This window comes from Thalassotalea profundi (genome assembly GCF_014653195.1).
GTDB lineage: Bacteria > Pseudomonadota > Gammaproteobacteria > Enterobacterales > Alteromonadaceae > Thalassotalea_B > Thalassotalea_B profundi.
Genome location: NZ_BNAH01000004.1, coordinates 312394 through 330411, shown reverse-complemented (window position 1 = coordinate 330411; position 18018 = coordinate 312394). Strand labels below are relative to the sequence as shown.

Sequence of the window (18018 nt, the reverse complement as noted above, 5' to 3'; positions counted from 1 at the left end):
GGGTATTTATTATTACTCATAACATCTCTCATCATACTTCATTTTCTAAATAAAAGATGTCTACATTATTTGGGGAAGATCACCCTACGAATACAGTGACTCTCTCAGTACTATCTTGCAAGGCAGGAACCTTTCGGCCATTTAAACCGACTTTCATTTTCAGGTACAGAAGCTGAAATATTAAAAGGAACTATCCATAAACGCAGTAATTCACTGTTATCGTCACTTTCATTAAAGTTAAAGCTCTGCTCAATAGTCTCTTGAAAATCATCATGACTTGGGTAAATCAAAACTAGCTCACCTTTGCCCTTTAAGTATTTATGCCCATAGGCAAACATTTGGTAAAAATCAGCTTGTGATAATCCGTATTTGTTACCTTCATCTTTTTGATTAATCAACTTCCATTTAGTATCAAGTACACAAGCATTTTTGTTTTCATGATTTCCTGCTGTGTGGCGAAGTAACAGATCGGGTTTAAGTTGAAAGAGATTTTTATCCTGTCCCTTTTGCTTGTGACTAACTAGATACTCAGAGCTGGCTTGTGTTTTTAAACTCAAACGTTCAGGCAGATCTTTGCGTAAAATACTGGCAACATAACTTTCAAAGACGGCTTCCATTGGGAACAATAGGGAAAATGCATTGCTTTTTCCCTGCATCGTTAATGGTGAAAACCCTTCCAAAATTAATCTTGCCCATGCTAAGGGCGCTTCATAATAGCTCATGCCTCTATCGAGCTTTATGCTAGCAAAATCATTTTTGATATTGGTGCTCATTGGTATATCAGCAAAAGCAAATGACAGCTCTTGAATAAGCTTTTGGTTGTTCGCACTACGGCTGTAGTTAGCTACTTTTTTTAATGCAGAGTGAATCAAGCGATTAACGGGTCTATCTTGCAAGTATTCTTCATATTCAACATAGAACTTATGCTTATTCACAAAATTATGCTGAACCTGATTACCCACCAATAATTTACCTTTTAAAAAAGCTAAATTATCTTCACACCGAACATAGTCACTGCGTAACCCTCGCTTAATCAGGGTGTTTACCGACGATAAAAACTGACTGATAAACACCTCTAATAAGGGAATTTTGTTTTTGGCTAAATTAGCATTATGGGTTTGTAAATGACGAAATTGTTTTAATGCTTTTAGCATCATCAATAAAGAGCCACGAGACTCATCTTCAACTTTTTCGCTCGCTAGCTTTTTAGCAACCTTGGGCAACACCTCTATTTGTGTACCATCAGGGGTAAAAAGTACGCCTGCATAGTTTTGAACTTGCAGTACCTCACAGCTATCAATTTGTTTTAGGCGCAAAAAACGGCTTTCTGACTCATCACATAAACATAAGCTTTTTAAATATTCATATGCTTTTTCAGAAATAGCTTTTATCTTAGGTGATGCCTGTGCTTTGCCACTTTTATCGTCACCATTACCTAAATAACCAAACTCAAAAACCGTAACTTGCTTTTTAACTACCAACATTATTGATTGCTCGTTTTTAGCTCTTCATCTGAGTTAGTCGGTGTATCAGTTTTCTTCAATACCGATACATCATAAATGGCTTGATAAGCCAACGGGAGTTGCCATGAACTATTTTCGTCATTAAAGTCAGTAAGTTTGTAAGTAGTCTTTTTATCTTCATAGGTTTCTAAACCATGGCCTTCACCGAAGATATCATTGTATGAAGCGGTACTTTGTTGAATAAAAACATACTGGCTCTGCGTTTGACTATTTTTACGATTATCTCCTAATACTAAACGTATTTTGTTCCAATCTTCAAAAAAGTATTCTTCTAAAAGTGGGATGATTTTATTTTTAAATACCTTTTGTAATTCAATAAAAGCATCATCTTCACCTTTATCATCTAATACATTTATCACAGGCATAAAAAAAGCATGACCTAGTGTGTGCTCACGATCATAAAGTACTTCAATACGTTCATTCATTACTTCAAGTAACTGTTGGAGATCAATATTATGCACTTTTTTGCCTTTAAACAGCTGAGGTTTTGGCATCATTTCAACAAAATCAAAACGACGACGTAGTGCAGTGTCCATCATGGCTAGAGAACGGTCAGCGGTGTTCATTGTGCCAATTAAATAAAGGTTGCTTGGTACAGAGAACTTTTTATGAGGTGTATGGGGTAAATGAACATACAACGCTTCACGGTTTTCTTTACCGTTTTTATCCAATCCTGACCGTTTAGAAGGCTCTATTAAAGTAATTAGTTCACCAAAGATCTTAGAAATATTACCACGGTTAATTTCATCAATAATAAGCACATAATTATCTTCAGAGTTAGAGTCACAGTCCTTGTTTAAGGTAATTCCGTTTTCTTCTGCTTTTTTCAATAAGTCTGCAGTTGAAAACCTATCTAATTCATAAACCGTTTTTTGAACGAGATTTATATTGTTGTTTAATTCATATATATCAAGCACTGTATCAGTTACAAGCCATTCTACGGGTAATGTATGGCAAAAGTCTTTACGACCTAAAATACCATTTTCTCTATATTCATATTCCCCTTTTACAACACCAATGGCTTGTATGGTTTTAGCACTACTAATACAAAGAATTAATTCACCTTCAGTAATACGAGAACAGAAGTTATCAATTGTATTTCTATTCGTACTTGACAAATTGGCAAAGTATTCATTTTCACTTTCAGAACGTTCGTCTTTTCTCATATCTCCTGTATCGCCCCAACCAATAGCCGCTAGTCCATTTTGTAAACAATAATCTCTTACAGGACTATGATTGACGCCATCAATTGATATTTTCCAAACTCTAGCTGATGGTTTCAGGCCGATATTTTTTTTCTCTTTTGATTTTTCGGCATCCTCACTAATTTTTTTAAAGACACCAGGAATAACTTCATATTCTACTTGCTTATCTTCATTGGTAAACGCCTTTAGCCCTTCTACAAACTCTTCATATCCGTAGCTTTGATGAAAAGTAACAAAACGAATTCGCCCAGCATCAGTAAGTGACTTGTACAATTCTCTTAGCTCTGCTTGCTGAGCAGGTGTGGCACCTAATAGTTTATCTATTCCTAATGCTTGGTATTTTATTGGCTCTGCTGCTTTAACGGCTGCTTCAGGAGTATGATAGGTTTTACCTGTACCCGGTGGGCCGTAAAAAATTTGGTTTAAAGGTGACTCTTGTATATCAATACTGTTATCAGTATATTGACGAGTAATTGCTGCATCAGCATTAGATTCCACTTCTGATTGCAACCACAGTTCTTTCCCATACTCTGCAATACTTTCATAATCCTCAGCGTTATAATTAGACACTAACTCTTGGTAATAATCGGAAAAGGAAGGCTTTCCTGAAAGGCCTGTTAACTCATCTAATTTATCTTTAGAAAAAATATTAACGATAGTGGGCGAGTTACGGTTTTGATATAAAAAAGCTATTTTCCACTTAAACATATTAGACAATGAAACATTTTCAATGGTATTTAAATCATTATTTTGAGACGCATTGATAACAGTTAAAATGTTTTTTCGTATTGCTATAAAAGCTTCCTGTTCTGTATCACCAAAACGACTGTACCATGAGTATTCTTCACCTTGTTTTGTACCGGCTTTTTCTTTAATTTCTTTATTAGGGTTTCTTTTATAGATTCCAAACTTATACGAAGGTGAACCGTTTATATTAGCTATCGGGTGGGTTTTAGTCTCAAGCCAGTAAGTAAAGGTTGTTTTGTCTGCAAAGCCTACATATTCCTCTAATGTCATATTTTTAACACGATCAATGGACCATGTTGTTAAAAACTCATCCCATAAATTTTTTAAATCATGCATATAAAATTCCTTTATTTATTTTTAGCTTTACTTGCTATTGTGCTTTTTTAGCTGCCTTTTCTAGCTTTTCATCTTCAAATCGCGCGACTTTGATACGTTGTAGGTCGGGCTTTAGCCTGACAAGTCATGTTTACAATAACCATGATGATAATAATCATGACGGCATAAATGCCGACCTACAAAACACCTAATTCTTTTTAGCATTGCTTGCTTTCGCGGCTTTTTTAGCGGCCTTTTCTAGTTTTTCGGCTTCAAGTCGGGCGGTTTTGATGCGTTGTAGGTCGGGCTTTAGCCTGACAAGTCATGTTTACAATAACCATGATGATAATAATCATGACGGCATAAATGCCGACCTACAAAACACCTAATTCTTTTTAGCCTTGCTTGCTTTCGCGGCTTTTTTAGCAGCCTTTTCTAGTTTTTCAGCTTCAAGGCGGGCGGCTTTGATGCGTTCAAGCAGTTTGTCGGCAGGTTCGTCGTTAGGGTCTTGTGGTACTAATTCGCCTTTAAAGGCTTTGGCTAAAATCGATTGTGTTAGGTTATCGACACGCTGTTTGGCATTGGCGAGATTCTTTTCCAAGGTATCGGCTAAGGCGAAGTATTGTTCAACTAGACGTACGATTTCGGTTTGTTCTTCTATTGGTAAATATGGAATAAACAAATTCTTAATCGGACCTAAAAACAAATTTGCTTGGGCTGTAGATTTTGATGCATCCACTATTTGTTTTTGAATATGTGGTGATTGAAGAACATACATTAAAAATTTGTTAGAAACATACTCGGGTAGCGTTTTAACTAACGCAGCGCTACGTACCATTACATATTCATCATCTTTATCAACCAAAGAAATTCGACCAACTGATCCTGAGCAAGAAATAAGAATATCTCCTTTGTTCGGATTACAACGTTTACGTAACTTAGCGTATTCATCATCACCAACAAAGTCGACATTAGAAGTGTCTATATAGCCATCTCTCACGTTACGTGCGGAAAGGAGAAATCGACCAGACTCCTCTCTTTTTGGTGTTTTATGTTCACCATCTGTTACTTTATTGGCTAGTGATTGTAACTTTATAAATTCCCAAGATTCAGGAATAGCAAACGTTCCTTCAGTTGTTTCAAAAACAAGATCGTTTTTAATTTCTTTTTTAGTAATCAATAACTCTTTAACTAACTTAAGTTCACTAAGCTTAATATCAAATTTATGAACTACACGCCATTGTTCAGTGAGTTTGCCGGAGACGGCGGCGGCGAGGACGGATTGGCGGAAGCGTTTGATGATGTTGGGTAAGTTGTTGAGGCGTTGTTGTATGGTGTCAACTTGCGCCAATAAGCTATCGAGCTTTTCAACAATACGCTTTTGTTCTGAAATAGGAGGCAATGGGATCTTATACCTCCTAACATTATCAACATTTAAGTTTTTCAAACCTATGCCAATCGCACCTTGAGAAGCTTGCATAATCCCGAAGCGACTATTCAAAAAAGCTGTTAAATAATCAGAATATAAAAATAAACTGTTTGGTTTTATTAAAGTTAAACTTACGTAAACACCAAAATTGAAATCATACGGAACAGTTGCAGCTTCACCACAATTTCCTACACGTGTATATAGAATGTCCCCTTTTTCTGGCTTTCCACCAACAGTGATTTTTTTAAAAGTATTTTCGTCTATATACCTAATTTTATTTAAATTAGTTTTAAATGGTCTTGCATTTTGTGCTGACAAAAAAGGAATCCCTTCTTCAACATATTCTGGACGTTTTGCCACACCACAAGTAATTAAGTTAGTAACATCAAATAAATCAGCGATATACCACCCTGCTGTAATTTGGTCACTAAAATCCCATAAAATACCTTTTTTAAACACTTTTTCTTTTTGCTTTTTCCTCTTTAGGCTTTCAAAGCTAGCAAATTCTTCAACGCATTTTTTTATAATGACTGCTGAGCTATTCATTTACAGCTCCAATAATTCTTTTCTCTAATCCAAACTCTTCAGCTAACAATGCTACCTGCCCTTCAGCTTGTTCACTTGCGCCGAGTTCTATCATCAGTTGATTCATTTCTCGTAGGGCTTCGGTAAGCTCGGTCATCGCTTCTGTCGCTAATACATCTGGCTCTGGCAAGTTGGCAGCATCGGTAATTGAGTTATCTTTAAGCCAAGTGATGTCTAGGCTGTCACCTTTGTCTTTGATGTATTGACGAGAGAATTTACGCCATCTACCCAGCTCAAGGCTGTTGACACTTTCAAGTGTTTTTTCAGCATCCTCATCTACTGGCGTTGTACAACCGAGAATATTATAAATGCCTTCAGTACGGGCTTTTAGTATTTCTTTTATATCGTTTTGACAGGCTGAAGCCTGACCTACACTCTCTTGCTTGGCTGAAGTTGCGCCTGCATTTGCTTGTTGGGCTAAAGCCCAACCTACAGGGTTATAAGCTTGCTCAAAACTTTCAAGGTATTTAGCGGTAAAGGGACTACGTTTACCAAAGGTTTGCATGTTGGTTCGTAAATCGTATACCCAAGTATTGGTAGTACAGTCTTTGTCTTGATTAGGATTCTCTGGTGTGCCTTTTTGGAAAAACAATACATTAGTTTTAACCCCTGCTGCGTAAAATATACCGGTAGGTAAACGCAAAATAGTGTGTAAATTACATTTGTGCATTAAGTCGTTACGAATACTGGTGCCTACACCTGCTTCAAATAAGACATTATCAGGAATAACAACGGCGGCTCTACCACCTGGCTCTAAAGCGTTGTAAATATGCTGCATAAAACATAATTGCTTATTAGAGGTTGGGTAAACAAAGGTGCGGGTAATATTAGTACTTGAGGCACTGCCAAATGGCGGGTTAGTTAAAATAACGTTTGCTTTAGGTAGGTTTTCACCGTCGTTACCTAAACTGTTACCAAGACGAATAGCACCACCAACGTCTTCATTGCCTTCTATGTCGTGTAATAAACAGTTCATCAGCGCTAAACGGCGAGTTTCAGGTACGAGTTCCAGCCCGATGAAAGCTTTATGCATTTGAAATTCTACATCGTCGTCACTTAAGGTGTCTAGGTCATTGGTTTGGCTTTTAATGTATTTGTCGGCTTCAATTAAAAAGCCTGCGGTACCAGCAGCAGGATCTTGAATTATTTCGCGCGGCTGCGGTTTTAATAACCTAACCATAGTTTCAATTAATGGCCTTGGGGTGAAGTATTGACCTGCGCCCGATTTAGTTTCGTTGGCATTTTTTTGTAACAGCCCTTCGTACATGTCGCCAAAATCGTCACGGGTTTTTACAACATTTTCACCTTCGCCACTTTCATACCAATCTAAACCATCCATTGTTGAAACAAGCTCTGTTAATTGACTAGCATTGGTAATAGTGGTGTTAACGTTTTGGAAAATAGCGCGAACAATGGCATGTTCATCAGCACCAAGTTGCACTAACATGTTGCGGTAAAATTGCAGTTGGTCTAGCCCTATTTTGCCTTTGAGATCTGCCCAGCGCATGCCTTCAGGTAGCAAGTCATCCTCTTGCCCTGTTTCTTCGGTCATTTTTAAAAACAGTAATGAAGCAAGTTCGTTTACGTAGTTTTGGTAAGAGACACCGCCGTCACGTAGGTTGTCACACATTTTCCAAAGTTTTGCTACTAGATCATTGTTATTCATAATTTCTCTTATTTATTTGTAGGTTAGCCTTTAGGCTAACGCTTTAAATTGTTTCTTTTTTTGTCAGGCTAAAGCCTGACCTACGGTAAATCTATTCTTGTAGGTTAGCCTTTAGGCTAACGCTTTAAATTGTTTCTTTTTTTGTCAGGCTAAAGCCTGACCTACAGATATATTGAATTCCAATATGGATAATTTTTTATGTCTTTTACTAACCCTTTTCTTAACGGGTTGGCAACGATATATCGTGCGATATTTTTCCTACTTTCTTCTTTGCGTAATGCATGATCATAAAACGATGTTTGCCATAATTTTCCCTTGCGGTCTAACTCAGCATTTATGATATATGCTGTTGACCCTTTTAATTCAGCAATAACTTTTGATAATAATATTTCCTTTTCACCCAACCTTAATAAACCATGAAAATGATCTGGCATTAAAACCCAAGTTAGCCATTTACGGTGATGCTTTTGTTCATTTATGACTATTTGCTTACAAAACAACTGTGCGATTTTATAATTTGTAAATATATCCTGCCTGTTATGGGTATTAAAGGTTATAAAGTATTCTGCTTTTGGTTGCGAAAAACGCCCTTTTCGTAAGTCATTCCATGACATATATAATCCGTTACCTTGTTATTATTTGTCAGGCTAAAGCCTGACCTAGCATGCTGTTAAGCAGGTTGTTCCCACATGTATTCATTAAATTGTTCGAGTATTTTTGCTAGTTTCCCGTCAAACACGGCTTCTAGTTTGCGTTTGCCGCCACGACGTTTGTAGTTTCCGGTTTTAAAGGTGTCGTCATCGATAGCAACTTGTTCTTTTAAACTGTTGGCTAAGCGTTCAAGCCAGCTGGTTTGTTCGCTGCTCCAGTCGTTTTGTTTCAGTAACTTACTTAAGGCATTATCAACACGTTGATCAAACGGTAATAACGCATCACCCAAGGCTGCGCGGCGAATATGGCCAATTAATCGTGCAGCTATGTCTTGGTTGGTGGTTTTTTGCCAAGCTACGCGCAATGTCGATTCGTCAAACGATTGCGCGTCAAACCATTCTTGTAACTCTAGTAAGGCTTTGCGGGTTAAATCTTTTGGCTTGGTAATCACTGTATGCAATGCGGCTTGTTTGTTTTCACTTTGCTCAACGAGGTTGTCGAATGCTTCTAAGAAATCTTCCGGGGTATCAAATTCACCAAAACCGGGCTTCTCTTCAATAAGTTCATCATCAATGTCAGTAAATATGGGTTCTTTGCGTACTTTATTGATTAGCTTTTTGAGTTTTTCTAAGTGTTCAACCAGCTTGGGCATTTGATCAAAAATTTCAGCGCTTGGTTGCGGTCCTTTACTATTTAACGTATTTGCTAAGCCTGAAAAATCACAACCTGCACCAACCGCCAATGACTCATCAAGGCGTTTAATCGCGTGCTCTATTTCAACTGATTTTTCGCGATTAAATAAACCATGGCTGACAATACGTTGCACTTTAGCGACCAGCTGTTCATGGCTGTGCTCAGCAAAGCTTCGCCCGTCAGCTTCGGTAACTTGATAAGTTTCTGAGTCAGTAATTTCGTTTACTAAGGTTTTCAACTCTATTTTAGGACGGACTACTACTGGGCGCATAGTATCAACTGATTCTAATGTGCTGTATAAGTCAACGGCATCATAAATTTTAAAGCTGGTTTTACCCACTTCTGGGCATAAGCGCGTGGCACGACCTTTCATTTGTTCGTATAAGATACGACTTTTTACTTTACGTAAAAACACCAGATTACAAATACTGGGAATGTCGATGCCTGTGGTAAGCAAATCAACGGTAATAACAATATTGGGTAAGCGTTCTTTGTTATAACGGGTGATCATGCTTTGGATTTTTTTAGGATCTTTATCGCTTTCGCCTGTTATTTTTACAATGGCGTCGTGCTCTAACTCAGGGTATTTATCTTTAAAGGCGGTTTTTAGCTCTAGCACCATGTTGTCAGCATGGGTGTTATTGACACAGAAGATCAGCGTTTTTTGCTTACCTGTTGGGTCTAATTCTTTCGCTAAGGTTTCTGCCACTATTTTATTAAAATTCGTAGCGATAATATCACGGTTGAAGCTAGCGACTTCAAAGTCTTGCTCATCTTCAAGGGTGTCTTCTATTAATTCACCTTGATTGGTGAGCCTGGTAACTTCGGTGCCTTTACCAAAAAAGATGCCTTGGCTATTAAGTTTGGTAATAATTTTTATTGGCGGCTCTTGGTCGGTCAAGTAACCGTCGATTACTGCTTTACGATAGCTATAACGATACACAGGTAAACCAAAAATATCGGTAGTATGTAGCGCAGGCGTTGCGGTAAGCCCTATTTTAACTGCGTCAAAATGATCGAGTATTCTTCGATACGCCGACACGTAGTCAAGCTGGTTGCGGAACTCCATTTCGCCGTCGGTTTGTTCTTTATCGAGAATGTAACCACGGTGCGCTTCATCAACAATAATACAGTCGTAACGTTCTACAGGCATAAATTCATCACTTTGCAGTGTACGCTTTACTAAGGACTGCACCGTTGCGACATGAATTTTAGTAGCGTCAGACGGGAATTTATCGGTTAAGCCTTTAATGTTAAAGATGGTATTAAAAGGTACGTCGTTAATACGGGTATCATCAAACGAGCCAAGGGCTTGTTCACCTAGAGAGCGACGGTCAACTAAAAACAGAATACGGTTAAAACGACGTGATTGTACTAAACGATACATTAACGCGATAGCTGTACGGGTTTTACCTGTACCAGTTGCCATAGCCAGTAATATATTTTGCTGACCTTGTTTAATCGCTTGCTCGGTTGCTGTTACGGCCTCTTCTTGGAAATAACGCAAACCTAAATCATCTGGTTTATTATTTTCTAACCATTGGTGCGCTGCATCACTATTACTACCGATCTTTGCTTTTAACTCTTCTGGGGTATGCCATGCAGGTAATGCTTTAGGGTCGTTACTGGTTTTACGAACATCACGATACCAAATACCACTTTTGGTTAATAACTGACGTCGGTATTCCCGACCATTGGCAGAAAATACAAAAGGAATTTTATAGGTTCTGGTATTGGCTGTTGCCGATTCTGGCCATGACACTTGATAGTTTTTTGTTTGCTCAGCGACTTTTGCCTGCTGAACGGGATCGTTTGCGACTTGAGTTAATAATTCATCGTTTAAGTGATCGTAATTGAAATAAATACTATAGCGGTGTGCTTCCGTTAACTTACCGCAAACATCAATATTGATTTTTTTCGCTTCAACTACGCCAAGTGGCTGCAGACCAACAAACAGTACGTAATCAGCGAAACCTGCTTTACCTGTTTCGTCTTTATCTGTTGGCCATTCTGCAATAGCTAAGTTTTTACCCACTTGAGGACGTGTACCATTAGCATAGGTTAATGCTTGGCTGTCGGCAGCCCAGCCTGCATCACGCAGCTGTTGATCGATGATAAAACGGGTTTCTTTTTCTGATAAGTCTAAACGGCGAGCTGCTGCACGCTGTGTGATTTCTTTCTTATAAGCTTTGCGCTCTGTTTCTGTTTTCTTGGCAAGTTCTTTCTCTTTTGCTTGTAATTGCGCTTCGAGTGCATCAACTCTTGCTTTGGTTTGAGCTTCGGTTTCTTCTTGTTTACCTTCCAAAATGGCAATATAGCCACCTAATGCGGTTAACTTATTTTTGTTGGCTTCAAGTTCAGCATCAGTTTGTGCGCTGGTATTTAATGCTTGTTGTAGCTGTTGTTTTAATTCGGTGACTTGCTGTTGGTATTCATCATCTTGCTTACCATCGGGTAATACAAATATCGGCGCTGCAAAGTCAACATCATTTTTGACTAGCCTGTAGTACCAAATACTTAATCGATAGGCTAAGCGTAATGCCATTTCCGCATCATCAAGGTCATTGTGATAATCATGAACTGCTTGATTGCCCACTTTACGTAGTGAGTGGAAGACATTGATAATTGAATCATCAACCCAAGCAATTTTGGCGAGTTCTCGGGTTAGCTCTAATTGGGTATCAGGTATCTGAATGTCTAACAATTTTGCGATATGCTTGGCGGAAGCTTCGCCAAACATACGAAGTTTAACTAAGGTGGTATTAGGATCGTCAGGAAAGTTCTTTTCTGCCGCAAATGCTATGCGATACAGAATGTCGTTAACACCTTTTAAAAATTCAAAATTAGATTTTTTCACTGACGAACTACTCCTTTGACATAATTAATATTGGCAACTTTAATACCAATACTATTGTTCCTATTATTTTTCGCTTTCTATTCCTAGACGCTTCATCCAATTTGTTAGCGTTTGATGATCTTTTAAGCCTAACATTTGGGTAGCGTGTTTCTTAACATTACCGCTCGCCTTCAATGCTGCTTCAATATATTTTTTTTGATACTGCTCAGTAAGTTGAGTAATATCTACTTTGTCATTATAAGATAATACGACATCTGTACAATCATTACTTTGATGTCGATTAATTATCGCATCACTAAGATCTTTATCTGTAATAGTTTGTAAATCTGACCACAAGAACGCTCGGTTTAATGTGCTCCATAATTCACGAATATTGCCTAGCCATGATTGCGATAAAATAAATTTAATTCCATTTTCGGAAACTTTTTTACTTATGTAGTCTGGATGTTTGGACCCCGACTCATTAATTTGGTCTGTCAGTTGTTCAACTATGACTGGAATATCTTCTATTCGATCGCGTAGTGGTGGCATATTGATAATGCCCACCGCTAAGCGGTAAAACAGATCTTCTCGAAAATCCCCTTGTTCAATCAAGGTGGTCAAATCTTGGTGGGTGGCAGCAATAACGCGCACATCGACATTAATGGTTTTTGTATCACCAAGTCTGGTAATTTCACCTTGCTGTAATGTCCTTAGAAGCTTAACTTGTATATCAGGCTTTAATTCACCAACTTCATCTAAAAATAAGGTTCCACCGTTAGCTTGCTCAAATAGACCTGCATAATCTTTATCTGCGCCAGTAAACGCCCCTTTTTTATGACCAAACAGTGTTGAATCAACTAGATTTTCAGCAAGCGCACCACAGTTTACGACTCTTATAGGCTTATTGCCTCTCAGACTACCTTTGTGAATAGCATTTGCCATTAGCTCTTTACCAGTACCAGTTTCACCTAAAATAAGTGCTGGAACTTCAGATGCCGCTATTCTTTTAGCTTTTTCAACCACATCAGCCATTGTTTTTGACTTGGCAGTTAATTCTGAAAACGCCTTTTGTACCTTAGGTAATGAGGTCGCTATATGAGCAATGTTCTTCGAGGCAGACATAACGTATTCTTTACCGAAATCCAGTGGTATTTCGACTTCTTCAATAACGTTTTTCGGGGACGATTGCACAAAGCGAGTATTAGACTTTCCCTTTCCATGAAGCACAGAAAGCGTTGTCATAGCAGGTGTACCAGAAGTTAGGTTAATTGAGAGAATGTCTGACTCTTCAGATAACTTTGTGATCCACTTTCCTGTTTCGATTGAAATAGATTGGTAGTCAATTGGACTTTGGATTTGCGCTAAGTGGATTTTAATATCTTCAGATGGTCGGCTTATCATCGCCATCCGCTTTTTCAGAAAGCGCTCAAACGAATCCCACTTAGCTTCATCTTTGTTGGAAAGAATGACTATTTTATCAAATGGAACTTCGGATTTTGTCGCAAGTGAAACAATAGCAGCATTCTGTTCCTGTTCCATGTTTTCAATATCGCGATTACCAAGCCACGTAAAAAGTGTATGCACTGTCCAATTGCTTATTCTTATTCATTTGTAAATCATCTTACATGAAATAAAAAAAATTACCCATTAAAAAAGGCGAACCATCTCTGATTCGCCTTTTCTAAATCATGCGTTCACAATCTTAATTGTTGATCGACAACAACAGTTAACTAATCTTGATATGTTGAAACCGGAGGGCAACTGCAGATCAAGTTACGATCCCCATATACATCATCTATGCGGTTAACCGTTGGCCAAAATTTATTAGCGGCTGCCGCTGGTACTGGGAATACAGCTTGTGCAATTGAGTAATCGCGATCCCAGTTTGCATCAGTAATATCGGCTAACGTATGCGGTGCATTATGCAGTGGGTTATTTTCTAACGTCCACTCACCCTGCTCTACCTTGCGAATTTCATCACGAATACAAGTCATTGCTTCAATAAAGCGATCAAGCTCTGGCTTAGCTTCCGATTCTGTTGGTTCGATCATTAACGTACCCGCTACAGGGAAAGACATGGTCGGAGAATGAAAGCCATAATCTTGTAAACGCTTAGCTACGTCCATTTCCGTAATGCCAGACGCTTCTTTTATTGGGCGTAAATCAACAATACATTCGTGAGCAACACGACCATTTTTACCTGTATACAAAATAGGATAATGCTGGCTCAGTTTTTTCGCTAAGTAGTTCGCATTAGTTATAGCGTATTTAGTGGCATCAGTTACGCCTTTTCTACCTAATAGAGCAATATAAAGGTATGAAATACATAAAATGCCAGCACTACCAAATGGTGCTGCTGATACAGCGCCGTTACCTTTGGTTGTTTCATTTACCGTGACTAATGGATGATCGGGTAAAAATGGTGCAAGGTGTGATTTAACACCAATTGGTCCCATACCTGGGCCACCACCGCCATGAGGAATTGAAAAGGTTTTATGCAAGTTAAGGTGAGACACGTCGGCGCCAATAAACCCAGGTGATGTTAAACCTACTTGCGCGTTCATGTTTGCACCGTCAAGGTAAACTTGGCCACCATGCTCATGGATAATATTACAAATTTCAGCGATGGTTGTTTCGTATACGCCGTGTGTTGACGGGTATGTGATCATGATACAAGAAAGGTTATCAGCCATTTCACTTGCTTTAGCGCGCAAGTCGTTCATGTCTACGTTACCTTGTTTATCACAATCTACCACAACTACTTTCATGCCTACCATTTGCGCTGACGCTGGGTTGGTGCCATGTGCAGATGCTGGTATTAAACAAATATTACGATGTGCATCGCCTCGACTTTGGTGGTATTTATGAATAGCAATAAGGCCTGCATATTCACCTTGTGCCCCTGAGTTAGGTTGCATTGAAATATTGTCGTAACCTGTTAATTCAACTAATGCATCGCCTAGTTCGTCAATCATTTGCTTGTAACCCTGTGCTTGGTCCATTGGAGCAAACGGGTGCATATTAGCAAATTCAGGCCAAGATACAGGGATCATTTGGGCTGTTGCGTTTAACTTCATGGTACATGAGCCAAGCGAGATCATTGAATGGTTAAGCGCTAAATCTTTGTTTTCTAGTTTTTTAATGTAACGTAACATCTCTGTTTCTGAGTGGTACGAGTTAAACACTGGGTGCGTTAATATCTCAGATTCACGCACTAATGATTCTGGAATTGAAATATTACCTAAGGCGCGAACTTCAGCATCGATACCTTCAATATTTAAACCATGATCATCACCAAATAAAATATCAAATAAGGTGTAAACATCTTCGCGTGTTGTTGTTTCGTCAAGTGAGATACTAATTTGACTGTCTACGTCAGTACGTAAGTTAACGCCTTTCGCTAATGCGCGATTTACAATTTCAGCTTTTAAGTCGGTTGACACATTAAACGTTAATGTATCGAAATAAAAACCATGTAAAGGTGAAAGCCCTTTAAAGTTTGCTGCATGCGCTAAAATATCAGCAAAGCGATGTATGCGCTCAGCAATAACTTTTAAGCCTTTAGGGCCATGATATACCGCGTAAAACGCAGCCATGTTAGCTAGTAATACCTGAGCAGTACAAATATTTGAATTAGCTTTTTCACGACGAATATGTTGCTCACGTGTTTGCATTGCCATACGTAATGCAGGGTTGCCACGAGTATCTTTAGACACACCTATTATACGACCAGGTAATGAGCGTTTGTATTTATCTGATGTTGTGAAAAATGCGGCATGAGGTCCACCATAGCCCATTGGTACACCAAAACGTTGACTTGAACCAATAACAGCATCTGCACCTAATTCGCCTGGCGCTTTTAACAAAACCAAACTCATAATATCGGCAGCTACGGCAACAATACCTTTGTTGTCATGAATTTTAGCAATAAGGTCGCTAATATCAGTTACCTCACCGGTGGCGCTAGGGTATTGTAATAAGGCACCAAACACATCATGATCAGGCGCTTCAACCGCAGGGGCTACAATAATGTCAAAACCAAACATTTCTGCGCGTTGCTTAACAACATCAATAGTTTGTGGATAAACATCACTTGAGATAAAGAATAGGTTTGATTTTTTATTTTTTGAAACGCGTTTTGCCAGTGCCATTGCTTCAGCAGCGGCAGTGCCTTCATCTAATAACGATGCAGACGCTAGTTCCAAACCGGTTAAATCAATACACATTTGTTGGTAGTTTAGTAAAGACTCTAAACGACCTTGCGCAATTTCTGGTTGATATGGCGTATAAGCCGTATACCAGCCTGGATTTTCTAACACATTACGTAAAATTACATTAGGTGTTAATGTGCCGTAATACCCTAAACCAATATAGGTATCGTTTACGATATTTTTGCTGGCTATTTCTTTTAAGTCAGCCAAAGCTTTAACTTCTGTTTTACTTGCTTCAATCTTTGGTAAATCAGCTAAACGAATATCACTTGGAACAATTTCATTGATAAGTGAATCAACAGATTCTGCACCAATATCATTTAACATCGCTTGGGTTTGCACTTCGTCTGGGCCAATGTGACGACGAATAAAGTCTTGCGTTTGCTCTAATTCAAACAAAGATGGAGTAGTCATAAAACAGCGTCTCTTTAAAATACGTACTTAATAAATAAAAAAGAAAGCCCCAAACATCGTTTGGGGCTTTTAATTAATTGTTAACTTTTAATTAATCTTCGTCGATTGAATGCTCATAACCTTCTGCATCAAGAAGGCTTTCTAATTCACTTTCATCGTCTAATTTAATTTTGAACATCCAACCATCACCAAATGCATCTGAGTTAACTAACTCAGGTGAATCTTCTAGGTCTTCATTAACTTCTACAATCTCTCCAGAAACAGGCGCATAAATATCTGATGCCGCTTTAACAGACTCTGCAACTGCAACGTCGTCACCTGTACTCACATTATCACCAACTTCTGGTAACTCAACAAACACCATATCACCTAAAAGGCCTTGTGCATGTTCAGTAATACCAACAGTAACGATACCCTCGCCTTCATTTCGAACCCATTCGTGTGATGTAGCATATTTTAATTCTGAAGGAATATTGCTCATTTTTATTGTTCCTAATGTGTTATTAATTTTAAATCGCTTTAATGCACTAACTCGTTATTTACTATAGAGCATCAAATGAAAATATTACAATTATAATTGGCTTTGACCATTACGCACAAAGCTTGGTTTTACTACGTTAACTTTAACCAATTTTTTACGCATTTCAACTTCTACTGTATCACCAATTTTAACGCTACGAGGCACTCGTGCCATAGCAATTGAATGACCTAGTGTTGGTGAAAATGTACCTGAAGTTATTGTGCCTTCGCCATCAGCAGTAACAACCGTTAAACCTGAGCGTAATACGCCTTTTTCGGTTAATACTAAGCCAACAAGTTTTGGTTGATCGCCTGACGCTTTTTGAGCGGCTAATGCATCACGACCAATAAAGTTACGATCTGATGGCTCCCAACTAATAGTCCACGCCATGTTTGCCGCTAATGGTGAAACACTTTCGTCCATGTCTAAACCATATAAGTTCATACCTGCTTCTAAACGTAAAGTGTCACGAGCACCTAACCCACAAGGTCTTACGCCTGCATCTAATAATTGTTGCCATAAATCAGCAGCTTGTGCCTCTGGAACAACAATTTCGTAGCCATTTTCACCCGTGTAACCTGTCGTTGCGATAAATAAGTCGCCTGCCTGTACACCAAAAAATGGCTTCATGCCATCAACAGCTTGTGTTTGCTCTGCATTAAGTAATGTTGCTACTTTCGCTTTTGCTTGTGGGCCTTGAACTGCAATCATGCCAAATTCAGGGCGCTCTGTAATAGTAACGTTAAACCCTTGTGCTTGTTGATTGATCCAAGCTAAATCTTTTTCGCGTGTAGCTGAGTTAACCACTAAACGATAATCTGTTTCTGTGAAGAAATAGATAATTAAATCATCAATTACACCACCTTCGTTATTACACATTCCTGTGTATAACGCTTTACCTGCAACATTAAGTTTTTCTACATCATTAATAACTAAGCGACGTAAAAAAGCTTTTGCGTCTGCGCCTTGAATATCCACTATGGTCATGTGAGATACATCGAACATACCTGCATCTTGACGAACTGCATGATGTTCTTCAATTTGAGAGCCATAGTTAATTGGCATTTCCCAACCGTGGAAATCAACCATTTTAGCGCCGGATTCAAGGTGCTTTGCATGCAATACGGTTTTACTTGTCATAATAATGTACTCATTTATATGGTGAACTTACTCTGCTTTAATGTAAACGCTAACAAAAGTCACAATAAGAAAGACTAAGA

Annotated in this window: 10 protein-coding genes; all 10 read right to left on the bottom strand. The window is 38.5% G+C overall.

What is annotated here, in order from left to right:
• Positions 1 to 110: 110 nt before the first annotated feature.
• On the bottom strand, positions 111 to 1484 hold the full coding sequence (locus IE155_RS07050; protein WP_189377525.1) for an McrC family protein: 1374 nt from the start codon (positions 1482 to 1484) through the stop codon (positions 111 to 113).
• Positions 1484 to 3811 (bottom strand): DUF8426 domain-containing protein, encoded by a 2328-nt coding sequence (locus IE155_RS07045; protein ID WP_229817109.1) that lies wholly within the window; start codon positions 3809 to 3811, stop codon positions 1484 to 1486. The genes IE155_RS07050 and IE155_RS07045 overlap by 1 nt, the downstream gene beginning before the upstream one ends.
• A gap of 364 nt (positions 3812 to 4175) precedes the next feature.
• Positions 4176 to 5765: a restriction endonuclease subunit S gene (locus tag IE155_RS07040; protein WP_189377524.1), complete on the bottom strand. Its 1590-nt coding sequence runs from the start codon at positions 5763 to 5765 to the stop codon at positions 4176 to 4178.
• A complete protein-coding gene (locus tag IE155_RS07035; protein WP_189377523.1) occupies positions 5758 to 7470 on the bottom strand; it encodes an N-6 DNA methylase in 1713 nt (570 codons plus the stop codon). The genes IE155_RS07040 and IE155_RS07035 overlap by 8 nt, the downstream gene beginning before the upstream one ends.
• A gap of 161 nt (positions 7471 to 7631) precedes the next feature.
• The gene (locus IE155_RS07030) at positions 7632 to 8084 is read right to left on the bottom strand and encodes an REP-associated tyrosine transposase (protein WP_189377522.1); all 453 of its coding nucleotides are present in this window, start codon (positions 8082 to 8084) and stop codon (positions 7632 to 7634) included.
• Positions 8085 to 8140: 56 nt separating this feature from the next.
• Positions 8141 to 11671, bottom strand: a complete 3531-nt coding sequence (gene hsdR, locus IE155_RS07025) for a type I restriction-modification system endonuclease (RefSeq protein ID WP_189377521.1) — start codon at positions 11669 to 11671, stop codon at positions 8141 to 8143.
• 63 nt (positions 11672 to 11734) lie between these two features.
• A complete protein-coding gene (locus tag IE155_RS07020) occupies positions 11735 to 13237 on the bottom strand; it encodes a sigma-54 interaction domain-containing protein (RefSeq protein WP_189377520.1) in 1503 nt (500 codons plus the stop codon).
• 146 nt (positions 13238 to 13383) lie between these two features.
• The gene (gcvP, locus tag IE155_RS07015) at positions 13384 to 16278 is read right to left on the bottom strand and encodes an aminomethyl-transferring glycine dehydrogenase (RefSeq protein WP_189377519.1); all 2895 of its coding nucleotides are present in this window, start codon (positions 16276 to 16278) and stop codon (positions 13384 to 13386) included.
• A gap of 91 nt (positions 16279 to 16369) precedes the next feature.
• The gene (gene gcvH / locus IE155_RS07010) at positions 16370 to 16759 is read right to left on the bottom strand and encodes a glycine cleavage system protein GcvH (protein WP_189377518.1); all 390 of its coding nucleotides are present in this window, start codon (positions 16757 to 16759) and stop codon (positions 16370 to 16372) included.
• Between the two features lie 90 nt (positions 16760 to 16849).
• On the bottom strand, positions 16850 to 17938 hold the full coding sequence (gcvT, locus tag IE155_RS07005) for a glycine cleavage system aminomethyltransferase GcvT (RefSeq protein ID WP_189377517.1): 1089 nt from the start codon (positions 17936 to 17938) through the stop codon (positions 16850 to 16852).
• Positions 17939 to 18018 lie beyond the last annotated feature (80 nt).

Coding starts and splice junctions, on each gene's coding strand:
- IE155_RS07040 (WP_189377524.1), bottom strand. CDS start 5,765: ATGAATAGCTCAGCAGTCATTATAAAAAAATGCGTTGAAGAATTTGCT.
- gcvH (WP_189377518.1), bottom strand. CDS start 16,759: ATGAGCAATATTCCTTCAGAATTAAAATATGCTACATCACACGAATGG.
- IE155_RS07045 (WP_229817109.1), bottom strand. CDS start 3,811: ATGCATGATTTAAAAAATTTATGGGATGAGTTTTTAACAACATGGTCC.
- IE155_RS07035 (WP_189377523.1), bottom strand. CDS start 7,470: ATGAATAACAATGATCTAGTAGCAAAACTTTGGAAAATGTGTGACAAC.
- IE155_RS07050 (WP_189377525.1), bottom strand. CDS start 1,484: ATGTTGGTAGTTAAAAAGCAAGTTACGGTTTTTGAGTTTGGTTATTTA.
- IE155_RS07030 (WP_189377522.1), bottom strand. CDS start 8,084: ATGTCATGGAATGACTTACGAAAAGGGCGTTTTTCGCAACCAAAAGCA.
- gcvT (WP_189377517.1), bottom strand. CDS start 17,938: ATGACAAGTAAAACCGTATTGCATGCAAAGCACCTTGAATCCGGCGCT.
- gcvP (WP_189377519.1), bottom strand. CDS start 16,278: ATGACTACTCCATCTTTGTTTGAATTAGAGCAAACGCAAGACTTTATT.